A 12,377-nucleotide genomic window follows, 5' to 3' on the forward strand; every position below is an offset into this window, starting at 1 on the left:
AATTCCGCATACAGGTTCTCCGCTTTGATGAGAGAAGGAAGGGAAGACCCGCGAAGGCCGGGAAGGGGGAGGATGTGGTCCGCACGAAATGAGTGAACGCGCGGCCGGCCAGGAAGCAACGTTCGGGAAAGTTATAACCCCGAAGCGGGCCGATAGTAAGCATCAGATGACCGGTATCGCTAACTCCCGTATCTCCGTGGCCCGTTCCTCGTTGTGCGTGTCGCGCCATTTTCCGTCCGGACGCTCCAATGCCCCTCCCGAGGAACGGAGAACGGTCGGGCGTCACCCGTTCGGAAGAGCAACCGATGGAAATCGGGGACGTTGTTGAGGGAGTCGGACCGATCAGTCCGCGCAGTCCGAGCCGTATGAATTCGATCGAGGAGCACTTCTCCATGTCCCGTATCGCCAAGGCCGTTGTCCTGACCGCGAGCGCCGCCGCCGCCGTCGCCGGTACCGCAGGTGCCGCCGTCGCCGACGCCGGCGCCGAGGCCGCGGCCGTGCACTCCCCCGGTGTCCTCTCGGGCAACGTCGCCCAGATCCCGATCCACATCCCGGTCAACGTCTGCGGCAACACCGTCGACGTCATCGGTCTCCTGAACCCGGCCTTCGGCAACGTCTGCGCCAACGACTGATCCGGCACGTCCGATCGGTCCTCTCGAGGCCGGTGCGCCCGCTCCCACCAGGGACGGGCGCACCGGCCTTTCTCTCGTCGTCATGGGGTCGGCACTCGCTCCGGCGCACTTCCGCGCGCCGCCCGGTGCAACGGCGCACGCCCCTCTCCGGGGCAGGGTGGGAGGGCGGATTCACCCGAACGGATGCGTGGCGCTCAGTAGTTCCCCGGTCGCGGAGGGCTATGACCGCAGGCCTCCCGGGGTGGCGGACCGCCGACCCGCACGGAGGGGGAACGCCCGTGCGGTCGGCGCGCGGAACCGGTCTCATCGATCGGGTGCAGTGTCGAGAAATCCCTCCTCCCGGAGTTTCCGGGAAGCGGACTTCTCGTTACAGAGGAAGAACGGCGTGCGGGATTCGCCAAGAACCCTGTGCGAGAAGTGTTGTGAAAGCCAGAGGAAGGATTCACCCCATGAAGCCCACCAAGGTCGCCGCGGTCGTCGCCGGTTCGCTGATGGCCCTGGGTGCCGCCGCGCCCGCCATGGCCACGGAGGCGCTCACCCCCACCAGCCTGAACGGCGGCCTGGAGGCGATCGCCGCCAACGGCCTGAAGACGGACGTGCTGAGCAGCACCACCGAGGGCTCTCCGGTGAAGTCCGTCACGGACGCGGCGGGCCAGCTGAACGACGTCACCAAGGGCGCCCCGCTGCTCGGCGGTCTCCCGGTCGTCGGCGGCCTTCCGCTGGGCGGCTGACGCCCCTTCAGCACGGCTGTCCCCAGGGGCATTCCCGGAGGCCAGCGCGCCCCGTTCCCCACGGTCGGCTGATCGAATGATTTTCAGATCATCTGCCGTGTGGCCCATGCTCCGCGCCCCGCTCCGACTCCTACTCTCTCGCCAGTCCCACGCGCACGTCGGTGGGTACCAGGCCGGTCGGAGCGAGGGGGAGCCTCGCCGGCCTCTCCTTTTCTCAGAGGAAGAGCGGTATGCGGTCCATCATCAGCAGGAAAGTACTCACCGCGGCGGCAGCGACCGGAATCCTGTCGCTGAGCGGCGGATTCGCCCTTGCCGCGAGCTCCCACGCCGGCACGGGCGACGGACCGGGCCCGAGCACGGCCGGCCACTCCCGGACCCCCCTGACGGCCGACTTCTGCGCCGGACTCGCGGAGAAGGGCGGCGCCGCCGCGGCGGCCGTCGGACACCTCTGCGGGGACGCGGAAGGCCGGGCCGGTGCCGGCCACGGCCAGGCCGACGGCTACGGCGAGGACGACGGCGGTTACGGCGGGGACGACGAGGGCGGTTACGGCGACGACGACGGCGGTTACGGCGAGGAGCCCTCGCACCCGCCGACGAAGCCGCCGACGACGCCCCCCACCACACCTCCGACCACCCCGCCGACGACACCCCCCACCACACCTCCGACCACCCCGCCGACGACACCCCCCACCACGCCGCCGACGACGCCGCCCACCACACCCCCCACGACCACGCCGCCCACCACCCCGCCGACGTACCCGCCGAAGCCGGGGGACTGCGAGCACCCCGAGCCCGGCCGGCCGAAGCCGAGCTGCGGCCCCACCACGCCGCCCGCGACGCCGCCGACCACCCCGCCGACGAAGCCGCCGACGACGCCTCCCACCACGCCGCCCACGACTCCGCCGACGACCACTCCGCCCGCGACCACACCGCCCGTGACGCCGCCCACGAAGCCCCCCACCGTCCCGCCGCAGCTCCCCGAGACCGGTAGCGAGCCCGCGCTCATGGGGGCGGCCGCGATCAGTGCCGCGCTCGTCGTCGGCGGTGCCGTGGTCTACCTCCGGGGCGGACGGATCGCCCGCCGCCACTGACCTCCGTACGGACTCCGCGTCGACCGAGGCCCTCGTCGTTCACCGGCGGGGGCCCCGTCGGTGAAGGGACGGTTCTTTTCGATCACCCGCCACTCCGGGGGCCGTCGATCGTTGCAAGAGAAGGCTCGTCGCATGGCCGCGGCCCGTGGACCGGAGCCGTTCCGTCGTATCCGGCGGCGGACGGAATTCCGGTCCCCGGGCCATTTTTTCCTCTTTCCCTCCTCCCGTTCGGCCCAATGGCCGTGTCCCGTGACGCCACACGGCGTTGAACGGGCATGACGGCCGCGATTCCTGCGGTCGCTTTCCACGTCCAAGGAGTTCTTGATGTCTCGCATCGCGAAGGCTGCCGCTGTTCTCGCCGGCACGGGTGCCGTGGCCCTCAGCGGAGCCGGCCTGGCCGTCGCCGACGCCGGCGCCGAGGCCGCGGCCGTCGGCTCGCCCGGTGTCGTCTCCGGCAACGTCCTGCAGGTCCCGGTCCACGTCCCGGTCAACCTCTGCGGCAACACCATCAACGTCATCGGCCTGCTGAACCCTGCGTTCGGCAACACCTGCGCCAACGTCAGTGACGGCGAGGACGACCGTGACGAGGACGGCGGCTACGGCGGCTGATCCACCCGTCTCCCCGCGTGTCCCCCCGATCCGACCGGACCGGGGGGACACGCGCGTACGGGCCCGTGCGCGACGGCTCAGGCGTACCGGTAGATCCGGCTGTGGTCGAACATCGAGGCCGGGGTCACCCCCCACGGCGCCATCGCCTGGTGCCGGGCGACCACCTTGCGGTACTGCCCGTCGCCCAGCGGCGGCGGCTCCGCCGGAAGGTAGGCGGCCCCGGGGTTCCGCTGCTGCCAGCGCGACCAGACCAGGTCCACGAAGGCGTGGTGCAGCCAGAAGACCGGGTCGTTCACCGAGCCGCCGCCGAGCATCAGGCCGCCGACCCAGCGGTGCACCCGGTTGTGGATCCGGAACCGGTCGTTGCCCTGCCCCGACGCCCAGCCCTCCAGGCGGTTGCGGAAGCCGGACGGACTCGTCGAGTTCCAGGGCGTCACGTCGTACGCCCGCTCCCGCATCACCTCCTCCAGCTGGGCCGGGGTGGGGAGCGTGATCGGATCGCGGGGGCGCCCGAAGTCCCTGGTCAGGAAACGCCCTTCGGTCATCGACTGGGTGATGTTCCAGCGGCCGGAGGAGTGCGCGAAGGGGCCGGTCATCACCTGGAGGTCCGACCGGCGCCCGTTGCCGCCCATGAAGTCCTCGCCCCAGATCGACGAGGCCGGGCTGTCGTCCCGGGTCCAGTCCCAGTACGGGACGGTCACCGCGGGATCGATCCGGCGCAGCGCCGTCTCGAACTCCAGCAGGAACTTCCGGTGCCACGGCAGGAAGCTCGGCGTCATGTGCGCGACCCGCAGTCTGCCCTCCCCGTCGGCCACGTAGTAGTCGATGTGGGTACGGACGAAGCGGTCGTACGCCCCGGTGCGCTTGAGCTCCAGGACGGCGGCGACGAACCGGCGGCGCTCGGCGCCGGTCAGGTCGCGCTGGTTCTTACGCGTGTACACCACGCGGACTCCCTCCCGTCGGATCCGTGGACGCGCCGTGGGCGCCCGCGAGGGGGGAGAGCGGAACGGCGCCCAGCTCGTCCACGGCCGCGCGGACCGCGGCCAGCGGCGTCGGGCAGGACTCGTAGTGGTCGATCGGGGTGACGTAACCGCCGTCGGCGCAGCGCATCAGGTGCAGCGGCCGGCCGTCGACGAAGGCCACCGGTTCACCGCCGGGGCCGGAGAGGCCCAGGATCCGGCGGCCCCCGTACATCTCGTCGAAGGCGTGGGGGTCGTCCGCTCCTCCGGCGGGGCCGCGGAGCGCGACACGGCCGAGGGCGCCGCCCGTGAAGGCGGTGACGGCCAGGGCGAAGAGGGACCGCAGGGCGACCCGGCGCGGGACGGTCATCGGTGGTCTCCAGATGGTCGGCTGGGGGTCCCCTCCCGCCGCAGCCTGGGGGGAGCCCTCAGGGCACAACGACGAAACCCCGGGTTCGTTGCGGCGGAGAAGCCGACGGTGTGAATGTCGGCCGTTCGGGTGAACGGCGGGCGGGAGAAGGAGGGTTGGAGCACTAGCATCCGATTCATGACCACTTCCAACGTCGTTTCCTCGGCGCGCAGCGCCTCTCCGCTGGGAACCCTCACGGTGATCCCGTGGTCCAGCGAGCCCTCCGCCGAGTCGGCCGGCACGCCGTTCCTCATGGCGTACTCGCTCGGCGACGGCCGGGACGGACCGGAGGCCGGTCAGCAGGCGATGCGGACCGCCCTGGAGACCATGGGCCTCTCGGTCGGCGACCGGCTCTTCGACCTGGAGAAGGACGCCGGGATCAACGCCTCGCTGCTCGTCGAGGGCGGTTCGGCCGTCCTCAGCCTGCCCTTCCTGAAGGTGCAGTGCCCGGTGCCGGACGAGTGGCAGGCGGCGGCCCGCGAGAGCGGCAAGGTCTATCTGATCTGCTCGGTGCGGCCCTGGCCCGAGGCGGTCCCCGGCCGGCCCGTCGACGAGGCGCGGCTGCGGGCCTTCGTCTCGGACGAGGAGATGCTCGCGGAGAGCGCCCACGTCCTGATGCCGGCCCGCCGCATCCAGGGCTGAGCGGGAAGAACCGGGAGAGGGGTCGCGGCATGACGACGGTGGACGTACGGGGCGGGGTGCCGGGACAGCGGCGGGAGGAGACCTCCCGGGAGCCCGGCGGCCCCGCCGGGGCGGGCCGGGTCCTGGCCTGGCTCCTGGTGGTCACCGGCGCGGCGGGCGTCCTGGCCGGCTGGGTGATCACGCTCGACAAGTTCAGGCTCCTGGAGGACCCCGGCTTCACCCCCGGGTGCAGCCTGAACCCGGTCGTCTCCTGCGGCAGCGTCATGGAGAGCGAGCAGGCCGAGGTGTTCGGGTTCCCCAACCCGATGCTCGGGCTCGTCGCGTACGGCATGGTGATCGCGATCGGCGCCGGCCTGCTCGCCGGGGCCCGCTACCGGAGCTGGTTCTGGCTCGGGCTGAACGCCGGGACGCTCTTCGGGGTCGGCTTCTGCACCTGGCTGATGCACCAGTCGCTGTACGAGATCAACGCGCTCTGCCTGTGGTGCTGCCTGGCCTGGGTCGCGACGATCCTGATGTTCTGGTCCGTCACCGCGCACAACGTGCGGACCGGGGCGCTGCCCGCCCCGGCGGGGATGCGGACCTTCTTCGGCGAGTTCGCCTTCGCCCCGCCCCTGCTGCACATCGGGATCATCGGGATGCTGATCCTGACCCGGTGGTGGGACTTCTGGACGAGCTGACGTGAGCCGTCCCCCCCTCGACGCCCTTCCGGCCGCGAGCCGCACCGACCGTGCTGCTCGCGGCCGTTCTCGTCCTCCTCCTGCCGTACGACCGGCTCGCGCCCGACGGGCGGCACGTCGGCGAGCGGCCGCCGCCGGGGGTGGCCTCGGGGTTCTTCACCGGCTCCGACGAGGCCGGGGTGCGCCGGATCGCCCGGGTGCAGGCCTGGCTCGGCGGGGAGCTGACCGTCGGGCACACGTATCTGCCGGGGGACCGCTGGTCCAACATCGAGGGGCACCCGGCGCTCTTCGGGCCGTGGGCGCGCTGGAAGGAGGAGCGGCCCGGGCGGCTCTTCGTGCTCAACGTGCCGCTGCTCGACCGCAGCGAGGCGGGCCTGTCCGACGACGAGGTGCGCGACGGGCTGCGGCGGGGCGCGGAGGGCGCGTTCGACGGGCACTTCCGGACCCTGGGGGAGCGGCTGGTGGAGCACCGGCTCGGGGACGCGGTCCTGGTCCCGGGCTGGGAGATGAACGGCACCACGTACAGCCACCGCTGCGGCCCGGACCCGGAGGCCTGGAAGGCGTACTGGCGGCGGACGGTGGAGGTGCTGCGGGCGGTGCCGGGGCAGCGGTTCCGCTTCGACTTCACGCCGAGCCGGGGGCGCGACGCCGTGCCGTGGCCGCTGTGCTACCCCGGGGACGACGTCGTGGACGTCATCGGCATGGACGCCTACGACCAGCCCGAGGGGCTCTCCTTCGAGGGCCAGGTGAACGAGGAGTACGGCCTCGCCCACCACGTCCGGTTCGCGGCCGAGCACGGCAAGCCCGTCTCGTACCCGGAGTGGGGCCTCTTCCGCAACGGCGACAACCCGGCGTACGTGCGCGGGATGCTCGACTGGTTCGCCGTCCACCGGCCGGTCTACCAGACGGTGACGGACTACTGCCCGCACGGGGTGTGGGAGTGCGCGGACAATCCGGAGTCGGCGCGGGTGGTCAGGGACGCCCTGGGGGGACGGGACGGGTCCTGACGGACGGTGACGAGGTGGCGGCGGGGACGGAGCGGGCGGCGGCGGAGTACGAGGCCGAGCCGGCGCGTTTCGCGCGGCTCCGCGCCCGGCACGGCGACGCCGTTCCCGGCGGTGCCGGGGTCGCGGGGCCCGTGCCGGCCCGTCGTCTCGAACGGCTGCGTACGGAGGAGCGGCCCACCTGGGCCCGGCCGCTGCCCGGCGGGCGGGACGGGTGGAGTCGTGTCGCCCGTGAGGTGGCGGGGAGCGGCCCGCCGGCGTGACCGGGGTCAGGGCAGTGCCGGGCCGGCCCTGAGGGTGTCGAGCGTGTGGTCGAGGAGGGCCACGAGGTCGTCGGTGCGGCCGTGTTCGGCCCAGTGGACCGTGGCCTCGCGGAAGGCGCCGAGGACGGCGGCGGTGAAGACGCGGACCTCCAGGGCGTCGGGGGCGCGGCCGGTGCGGTCGGCGAGGACACGGGTGAGGCGGCGGCCGGTCTCGGCGGTGGTCTCGGTGAGGCGGGCGCGCACGGCGGGGATCTCCACCATGAGCCGGGCGCGCAGCCGGGTCTCCTCCGGCTCCTCGGCGAGGGCGGTGCGGACCGCTTCGAGGAGGACCGCGCGCAGGGACTCCAGGGGGTCCTCGCCGGCGGGGCGGGCGCGCAGCCGGGCTTCGAGGAGGGCGTCGTCCTCGTCGGTGAGGAGGATGTCCTCGCGGACCGGGAAGTAGCGGACGACGGTCGAGGGGGAGACCTCGGCCGCCGCCGCGATCCGCTCGGTGGTGGCGGCCTCCCAGCCGTGCTCGGCGGCGATCCGGTAGGCGGCCCTCCGGATCGCCGCGCGGGTCTTCGCCTTCTTGCGTTCGCGGAGGCTGGGGCGGGCGGGGACGTCGGCGGCCATGCCGCCATTCTCCCGGGTCAGGCGTGCTGGTACGCCACCAGCGAGATGCCGACGTAGTGGACGATGAAGGCCGCCAGGGTCAGCGTGTGGAAGACCTCGTGAAAGCCGAACCAGCGCGGGGAGGGGTTCGGGCGCTTGATGCCGTAGATGATCCCGCCCGCGCTGTAGAGCAGGCCGCCGACGACGACCAGGACGAGGACGGCGATGCCGCCCGTGCGCAGGAAGTCGGGCAGGAAGAAGACGGCGGCCCAGCCCATCGCGATGTAGCAGGGGGTGTAGAGCCAGCGGGGCGCGCCGACCCAGAAGACGCGGAAGGCGATGCCGGCGAGGGCCGCCGCCCAGACCGCCCACAGGAGCGGTTTCGCCGTGGAGTCGGGGAGCAGGAGCAGGGTGAGCGGAGTGTAGGTGCCCGCGATGATCAGGAAGATGTTGGCGTGGTCGAGGCGCCGGAGCACGGCCTCGCCGCGCGGGCCCCAGGTGCCGCGGTGGTAGAGCGCGCTGACGCCGAAGAGCAGACACGCGGTCAGGACGTAGATCCCGCAGGCGATCCGGGCGCGGGGCGAGTCGGAGAGGGCGACCAGGACGAGGCCCGCGACGATCACGGCGGGGAACATGCCCGCGTGCAGCCAGCCTCGCAACAGGGGCTTCAGCGGGAGCGCCGGGGAGGGGTCGACCGGGGTCACTTCCGGAGGAGCTGCAGTCATACGGGAATCGTACCTACGGGCCCGTAGGTCCCGGGTGTGAGTGGCGATGCTCACATGTGCGGCCCTCTGGACATATGGGCAGTTCCATCGGATGATCAAATGAGTGCGGTCGGCACCGGATGAGCAAGCTACGAAGCATCCGGGTCGCGGCCCCCACGGGGCAGACATCTAAAAAACCCCTCAAAAGGAGCAATCGTGGCGCGCGACAACGCGGCTCCCACCACCGTCCCCACCCAGCACCAGGAGCTCGTCTCCTGGGTGAACGAGATCGCCGAGATCACCCAGCCGGACACCATCGTCTGGTGCGACGGCTCCGAGGCCGAGTACGAGCGCCTGTGCGAGGAGCTCGTCGCCAAGGGGACGTTCAAGAAGCTCGACCCGGTCAAGCGCCCGAACTCCTACTACGCCGCCTCCGACCCCTCCGACGTCGCGCGCGTCGAGGACCGCACCTTCATCTGCTCCGAGAAGGAGGAGGACGCGGGCCCGACCAACCACTGGAAGGCCCCCGCGGAGATGAAGGACGTCTTCGCCGGCCGGGACGGCATCTTCCGCGGGTCGATGCGCGGCCGCACCATGTACGTCGTGCCCTTCTGCATGGGCCCCGTCGGCTCCCCGCTCTCCGCCATCGGCGTCGAGATCACCGACTCCGCGTACGTCGCCGTCTCCATGCGCACCATGACCCGCATGGGACAGGCCGTCCTCGACGAGCTCGGCACCGACGGCTTCTTCGTCAAGGCCGTCCACACCCTCGGCGCCCCCCTCGCGGAGGGCGAGCAGGACGTGCCGTGGCCCTGCAACTCCACCAAGTACATCTCGCACTTCCCCGAGACCCGCGAGATCTGGTCGTACGGCTCGGGCTACGGCGGCAACGCCCTGCTCGGCAAGAAGTGCTACGCGCTCCGCATCGCCTCCGTCATGGCCCGTGACGAGGGCTGGCTCGCCGAGCACATGCTGATCCTCAAGCTCACCCCGCCGCAGGGCGAGTCGAAGTACGTCGCCGCCGCCTTCCCGTCGGCCTGCGGCAAGACCAACCTGGCCATGCTGGAGCCCACGATCCCCGGCTGGACCGTCGAGACCATCGGCGACGACATCGCCTGGATGCGCTTCGGCGAGGACGGGCGGCTCCACGCCATCAACCCCGAGGCCGGCTTCTTCGGCGTCGCGCCCGGCACCGGCGAGCACACCAACGCCAACGCCATGAAGACCCTCTGGGGCAACTCCGTCTTCACCAACGTCGCCCTCACCGACGACGGCGACGTGTGGTGGGAGGGCATGACCGAGGAGGCCCCGGCCCACCTCACGGACTGGAAGGGCAACGACTGGACGCCCGCGTCCGGGACGCCCGCCGCCCACCCCAACGCCCGCTTCACCGTCCCCGCCGGACAGTGCCCGACCATCGCGCCGGAGTGGGAGGACCCGAAGGGCGTGCCGATCTCGGCCATCCTCTTCGGCGGCCGCCGCGCCTCCGCCGTCCCGCTGGTCACCGAGTCCTTCGACTGGAACCACGGCGTCTTCCTCGGGGCCAACGTCGCCTCCGAGAAGACCGCCGCCGCCGAGGGCAAGGTCGGCGAACTGCGCCGCGACCCCTTCGCCATGCTGCCCTTCTGCGGCTACAACATGGGCGACTACATGGCCCACTGGGTCAAGGTCGGCGCCAACGCCGACGCGGCGAAGCTGCCGAAGATCTACTACGTGAACTGGTTCCGCAAGAACGACGCCGGCAAGTTCGTCTGGCCCGGCTTCGGCGAGAACAGCCGCGTCCTCAAGTGGATCGTCGAGCGCCTCGACGGCAGGGCGGAGGGCGTCGAGACCCCCATCGGCATCCTGCCGACCGTGGAGTCCCTCGACACCGACGGCCTGGACCTGCCGGCCGAGGACCTGGAGTTCCTCCTCGAGGTCGACCGCGACGTGTGGCGCGAGGAGGCCGCCCTCGTCCCCGACCACCTGAACACCTTCGGCGACCACACGCCGAAGGAGCTGTGGGACGAGCACCGCGCGCTGGTCGAGCGCCTGGGCTGATCCCGCACCCCGAACTCGTGGTGGGTTGCCCCGAAATTCCGCCCTGACCAGTGGGGTCACGACGGCCCACCACGATCCGCCCGGCCCCCGGAGCCCCCTCAGGCTCCGGGGGCCGGCGCATGCGCGGGCGGACACGCGAACGCGGCGCCGGAGGGGGGTCCCTCCGGCGCCGGTGGTGGTTGGCACCCGGTCCGCGCGGTTCGTGCCGCGCGGACCGGGGCCGTCAGGGGGCGGCGGTCGCGGCCAGGGTGGATTCCCCGGCCAGCGCCGCGGTGTGCGCGTCCATCCGCTCGGCGGCGAGGATCGCGGCGGCCGTGTCGGCCCGGGAGGCGGCGACGACCAGGGCGCGGCCCGCGAGGGCGTGCGCCTTCCCGTGCAGCTCCCGCGCGGACGCGCCGCTGAGGGCCGCGTGCCGTGCGGGCGGCGCGCCGCGCAGTCGCGCCACCTGCCGGGCGATGAGCTCGCCGGCCTCCGTGTCGCCCAGCTCGTCGGTGACGGCGAGCAGGGCCGCGAGGTGTCCGGCGAGCTGGATGTCCAGCTCCTCCTCGCGGGAGCGGTGCGGATACGTGTGGTGGGCGTCGTCGGCCATCCGGTGGACCGACTTGGTGCGGATCGGTTCGTACATGGGACGGCCTCCTGAGTGCTCGGGAGCCATCCTAGCTTAGATTCAGTCTAAAGTTGAGTCGTGTCCGGCTGGGGGGCTACGGCTGGCTGTAGCCGTCCAGGAACCGTCCGATCCGCGTCACCGCGTCCGCCAGGTCCGCCGCCGCCGGCAGCGTCACGATCCGGAAGTGGTCCGGCTCGTGCCAGTTGAAGCCGGTCCCGTGCACCACCATGATCTTCTCGGCCCGCAGCAGGTCCAGGACCATCTGCCGGTCGTCCTTGATCTTGTAGACGTTCGGGTCGAGCCGCGGGAAGAGGTACAGCGCCCCCTTCGGCTTCACGCACGTCACGCCCGGGATCCGCGTGAGCAGCTCGTACGCCGTGTCCCGCTGCTCCAGGAGCCGCCCGCCCGGCAGCACCAGGTCCTCGATCGACTGCCGGCCCTGGAGGGCGGCGGCCACCGCGTGCTGCGCCGGCATGTTCGCGCACAGGCGCATGTTGGCGAGGATCGTGAGGCCCTCGATGTACGAGGACGCGTGGTGCTTCGGGCCGCAGACCGCGAGCCAGCCGGAGCGGAAGCCGGCCACCCGGTAGTTCTTGCTCATCCCGTTGAAGGTGAGGCAGAGCAGGTCGGGGGCGATGGCGGCGGTCGGGGTGTGCGTGGTGCCGTCGTAGAGGATCTTGTCGTAGATCTCGTCCGAGCAGACGACCAGGCCGTGCCGCCGGGCGATCTCCGTCAGGGAGCGGAGCATCTCGTCGTCGTAGACGGCGCCCGTCGGGTTGTTCGGGTTGATGATCACGATCGCCTTGGTGCGGTCGGTGATCTTCCGCTCGATGTCCGCGAGGTCCGGCATCCAGTCGGCCTGCTCGTCGCAGCGGTAGTGCACGGCCGTGCCGCCCGCGAGCGACACCGAGGCCGTCCACAGCGGGTAGTCCGGGGCCGGGACGAGGACCTCGTCGCCGTCGTCGAGGAGCGCCTGCATCGCCATCTGGATCAGCTCGGAGACGCCGTTGCCGAGGTAGATGTCCTCGACGGAGAGCGGGATGCCCTTGGTCTCGTAGTGGCTCATTACCGCCCGGCGGGCCGAGAGCAGCCCCTTCGCGTCGCCGTAGCCGTGCGCGTCGGACAGGTTGCGCAGCACGTCTTCCAGGATGGCGGGCGGGCACTCGAAGCCGAAGGCGGCCGGGTTGCCCGTGTTGAGCTTGAGGATGCGATGACCCGCGGCTTCGAGCCGCATCGCCTCTTCGAGCACCGGACCCCGGATTTCGTAACAGACGTTCGCGAGCTTCGTGGACTGGATCACCTGCATGACGAGAGCTTACGGCGGGGGCGGCCGGGACGCTCCGTGTTTTGGGCCACGTCGGGGGGGTGGGGCGGGCCGGGGCCGGGGGCGGTCCACTGCGACGGGGCCGGATAGGTTG

General features: G+C 71.8%; 15 protein-coding genes. 9 read left to right on the forward strand and 6 right to left on the reverse strand.

The annotated features are described in order from the left end of the window. Window positions 1-392: 392 nt before the first annotated feature. The 4 genes from ACFY7E_RS03125 to ACFY7E_RS03140 all read left to right on the forward strand — a co-directional run bounded on the left by ACFY7E_RS03125 (window position 393) and on the right by ACFY7E_RS03140 (window position 3,063). Entirely contained in the window at window positions 393-632 is a 240-nt protein-coding gene (locus ACFY7E_RS03125; RefSeq protein ID WP_389480095.1) for a chaplin, read from the forward strand. 449 nt (window positions 633-1,081) lie between these two features. Then, window positions 1,082-1,363: a hypothetical protein gene (locus ACFY7E_RS03130; RefSeq protein WP_389480098.1), complete on the forward strand. Its 282-nt coding sequence runs from the start codon at window positions 1,082-1,084 to the stop codon at window positions 1,361-1,363. A gap of 230 nt (window positions 1,364-1,593) precedes the next feature. Next, the gene (locus tag ACFY7E_RS03135) at window positions 1,594-2,454 is read left to right on the forward strand and encodes a hypothetical protein (protein WP_389480101.1); all 861 of its coding nucleotides are present in this window, start codon (window positions 1,594-1,596) and stop codon (window positions 2,452-2,454) included. A gap of 324 nt (window positions 2,455-2,778) precedes the next feature. After that, the gene (locus ACFY7E_RS03140; RefSeq protein ID WP_356541635.1) at window positions 2,779-3,063 is read left to right on the forward strand and encodes a chaplin; all 285 of its coding nucleotides are present in this window, start codon (window positions 2,779-2,781) and stop codon (window positions 3,061-3,063) included. A gap of 77 nt (window positions 3,064-3,140) precedes the next feature. Here the strand turns inward: ACFY7E_RS03140 and ACFY7E_RS03145 are convergent, their stop codons facing one another. Together ACFY7E_RS03145 and ACFY7E_RS03150 are read right to left on the reverse strand one after the other, a co-directional pair. Then, window positions 3,141-4,007, reverse strand: a complete 867-nt coding sequence (locus ACFY7E_RS03145; protein ID WP_389480103.1) for a tyrosinase family protein — start codon at window positions 4,005-4,007, stop codon at window positions 3,141-3,143. Continuing rightward, window positions 3,991-4,392: a tyrosinase family oxidase copper chaperone gene (locus ACFY7E_RS03150; RefSeq protein WP_389480106.1), complete on the reverse strand. Its 402-nt coding sequence runs from the start codon at window positions 4,390-4,392 to the stop codon at window positions 3,991-3,993. Before ACFY7E_RS03150 ends, ACFY7E_RS03145 begins: the two co-directional genes overlap by 17 nt. Window positions 4,393-4,569: 177 nt before the next feature. Here ACFY7E_RS03150 and ACFY7E_RS03155 point away from each other — a divergent pair, with 177 nt between their 5' ends. From ACFY7E_RS03155 to ACFY7E_RS03170, 4 genes are read left to right on the forward strand one after another with little or no spacing between them, the layout of a single operon-like run. After that, on the forward strand, window positions 4,570-5,073 hold the full coding sequence (locus ACFY7E_RS03155) for a DUF5949 family protein (protein ID WP_383447857.1): 504 nt from the start codon (window positions 4,570-4,572) through the stop codon (window positions 5,071-5,073). Window positions 5,074-5,102: 29 nt separating this feature from the next. After that, entirely contained in the window at window positions 5,103-5,750 is a 648-nt protein-coding gene (locus ACFY7E_RS03160; protein ID WP_389480109.1) for a vitamin K epoxide reductase family protein, read from the forward strand. A gap of 50 nt (window positions 5,751-5,800) precedes the next feature. After that, window positions 5,801-6,757 carry a glycoside hydrolase family 26 protein gene (locus tag ACFY7E_RS03165; RefSeq protein ID WP_389480112.1) on the forward strand — a complete coding sequence of 319 codons (957 nt, stop codon included), beginning with the start codon at window positions 5,801-5,803 and terminating at the stop codon, window positions 6,755-6,757. Between the two features lie 14 nt (window positions 6,758-6,771). After that, a complete protein-coding gene (locus ACFY7E_RS03170; protein ID WP_389480114.1) occupies window positions 6,772-7,017 on the forward strand; it encodes a hypothetical protein in 246 nt (81 codons plus the stop codon). A 6-nt stretch (window positions 7,018-7,023) separates the two neighbouring features. Here ACFY7E_RS03170 and ACFY7E_RS03175 read toward each other — a convergent pair whose 3' ends face one another. Next, window positions 7,024-7,629 carry a TetR family transcriptional regulator gene (locus ACFY7E_RS03175; RefSeq protein WP_389480117.1) on the reverse strand — a complete coding sequence of 202 codons (606 nt, stop codon included), beginning with the start codon at window positions 7,627-7,629 and terminating at the stop codon, window positions 7,024-7,026. Between the two features lie 17 nt (window positions 7,630-7,646). Beyond that, the gene (locus ACFY7E_RS03180) at window positions 7,647-8,333 is read right to left on the reverse strand and encodes a hemolysin III family protein (protein WP_389480120.1); all 687 of its coding nucleotides are present in this window, start codon (window positions 8,331-8,333) and stop codon (window positions 7,647-7,649) included. Window positions 8,334-8,528: 195 nt separating this feature from the next. Here ACFY7E_RS03180 and ACFY7E_RS03185 point away from each other — a divergent pair, with 195 nt between their 5' ends. After that, entirely contained in the window at window positions 8,529-10,352 is a 1,824-nt protein-coding gene (locus tag ACFY7E_RS03185) for a phosphoenolpyruvate carboxykinase (GTP) (protein WP_389480123.1), read from the forward strand. A 223-nt stretch (window positions 10,353-10,575) separates the two neighbouring features. Here ACFY7E_RS03185 and ACFY7E_RS03190 read toward each other — a convergent pair whose 3' ends face one another. Next, window positions 10,576-10,977, reverse strand: a complete 402-nt coding sequence (locus tag ACFY7E_RS03190; RefSeq protein WP_389480126.1) for a hypothetical protein — start codon at window positions 10,975-10,977, stop codon at window positions 10,576-10,578. Between the two features lie 76 nt (window positions 10,978-11,053). After that, on the reverse strand, window positions 11,054-12,265 hold the full coding sequence (locus ACFY7E_RS03195; RefSeq protein WP_388662344.1) for a pyridoxal phosphate-dependent aminotransferase: 1,212 nt from the start codon (window positions 12,263-12,265) through the stop codon (window positions 11,054-11,056). Between the last annotated feature and the right edge of the window lie 112 nt (window positions 12,266-12,377).

Source organism: Streptomyces sp. NPDC012825, assembly GCF_042900925.1.
Lineage (GTDB): Bacteria > Actinomycetota > Actinomycetes > Streptomycetales > Streptomycetaceae > Streptomyces.

What these genes read in the sequence shown, in the direction of transcription:
- ACFY7E_RS03125 (WP_389480095.1), top strand. Translation starts at nt 393, where the DNA reads ATGTCCCGTATCGCCAAGGCCGTTGTCCTGACCGCGAGCGCCGCCGCC.
- ACFY7E_RS03130 (WP_389480098.1), top strand. Translation starts at nt 1,082, where the DNA reads ATGAAGCCCACCAAGGTCGCCGCGGTCGTCGCCGGTTCGCTGATGGCC.
- ACFY7E_RS03135 (WP_389480101.1), top strand. Translation starts at nt 1,594, where the DNA reads ATGCGGTCCATCATCAGCAGGAAAGTACTCACCGCGGCGGCAGCGACC.
- ACFY7E_RS03140 (WP_356541635.1), top strand. Translation starts at nt 2,779, where the DNA reads ATGTCTCGCATCGCGAAGGCTGCCGCTGTTCTCGCCGGCACGGGTGCC.
- ACFY7E_RS03150 (WP_389480106.1), bottom strand. Translation starts at nt 4,392, where the DNA reads ATGACCGTCCCGCGCCGGGTCGCCCTGCGGTCCCTCTTCGCCCTGGCC.
- ACFY7E_RS03155 (WP_383447857.1), top strand. Translation starts at nt 4,570, where the DNA reads ATGACCACTTCCAACGTCGTTTCCTCGGCGCGCAGCGCCTCTCCGCTG.
- ACFY7E_RS03160 (WP_389480109.1), top strand. Translation starts at nt 5,103, where the DNA reads ATGACGACGGTGGACGTACGGGGCGGGGTGCCGGGACAGCGGCGGGAG.
- ACFY7E_RS03175 (WP_389480117.1), bottom strand. Translation starts at nt 7,629, where the DNA reads ATGGCCGCCGACGTCCCCGCCCGCCCCAGCCTCCGCGAACGCAAGAAG.
- ACFY7E_RS03180 (WP_389480120.1), bottom strand. Translation starts at nt 8,333, where the DNA reads ATGACTGCAGCTCCTCCGGAAGTGACCCCGGTCGACCCCTCCCCGGCG.
- ACFY7E_RS03190 (WP_389480126.1), bottom strand. Translation starts at nt 10,977, where the DNA reads ATGTACGAACCGATCCGCACCAAGTCGGTCCACCGGATGGCCGACGAC.
- ACFY7E_RS03195 (WP_388662344.1), bottom strand. Translation starts at nt 12,265, where the DNA reads ATGCAGGTGATCCAGTCCACGAAGCTCGCGAACGTCTGTTACGAAATC.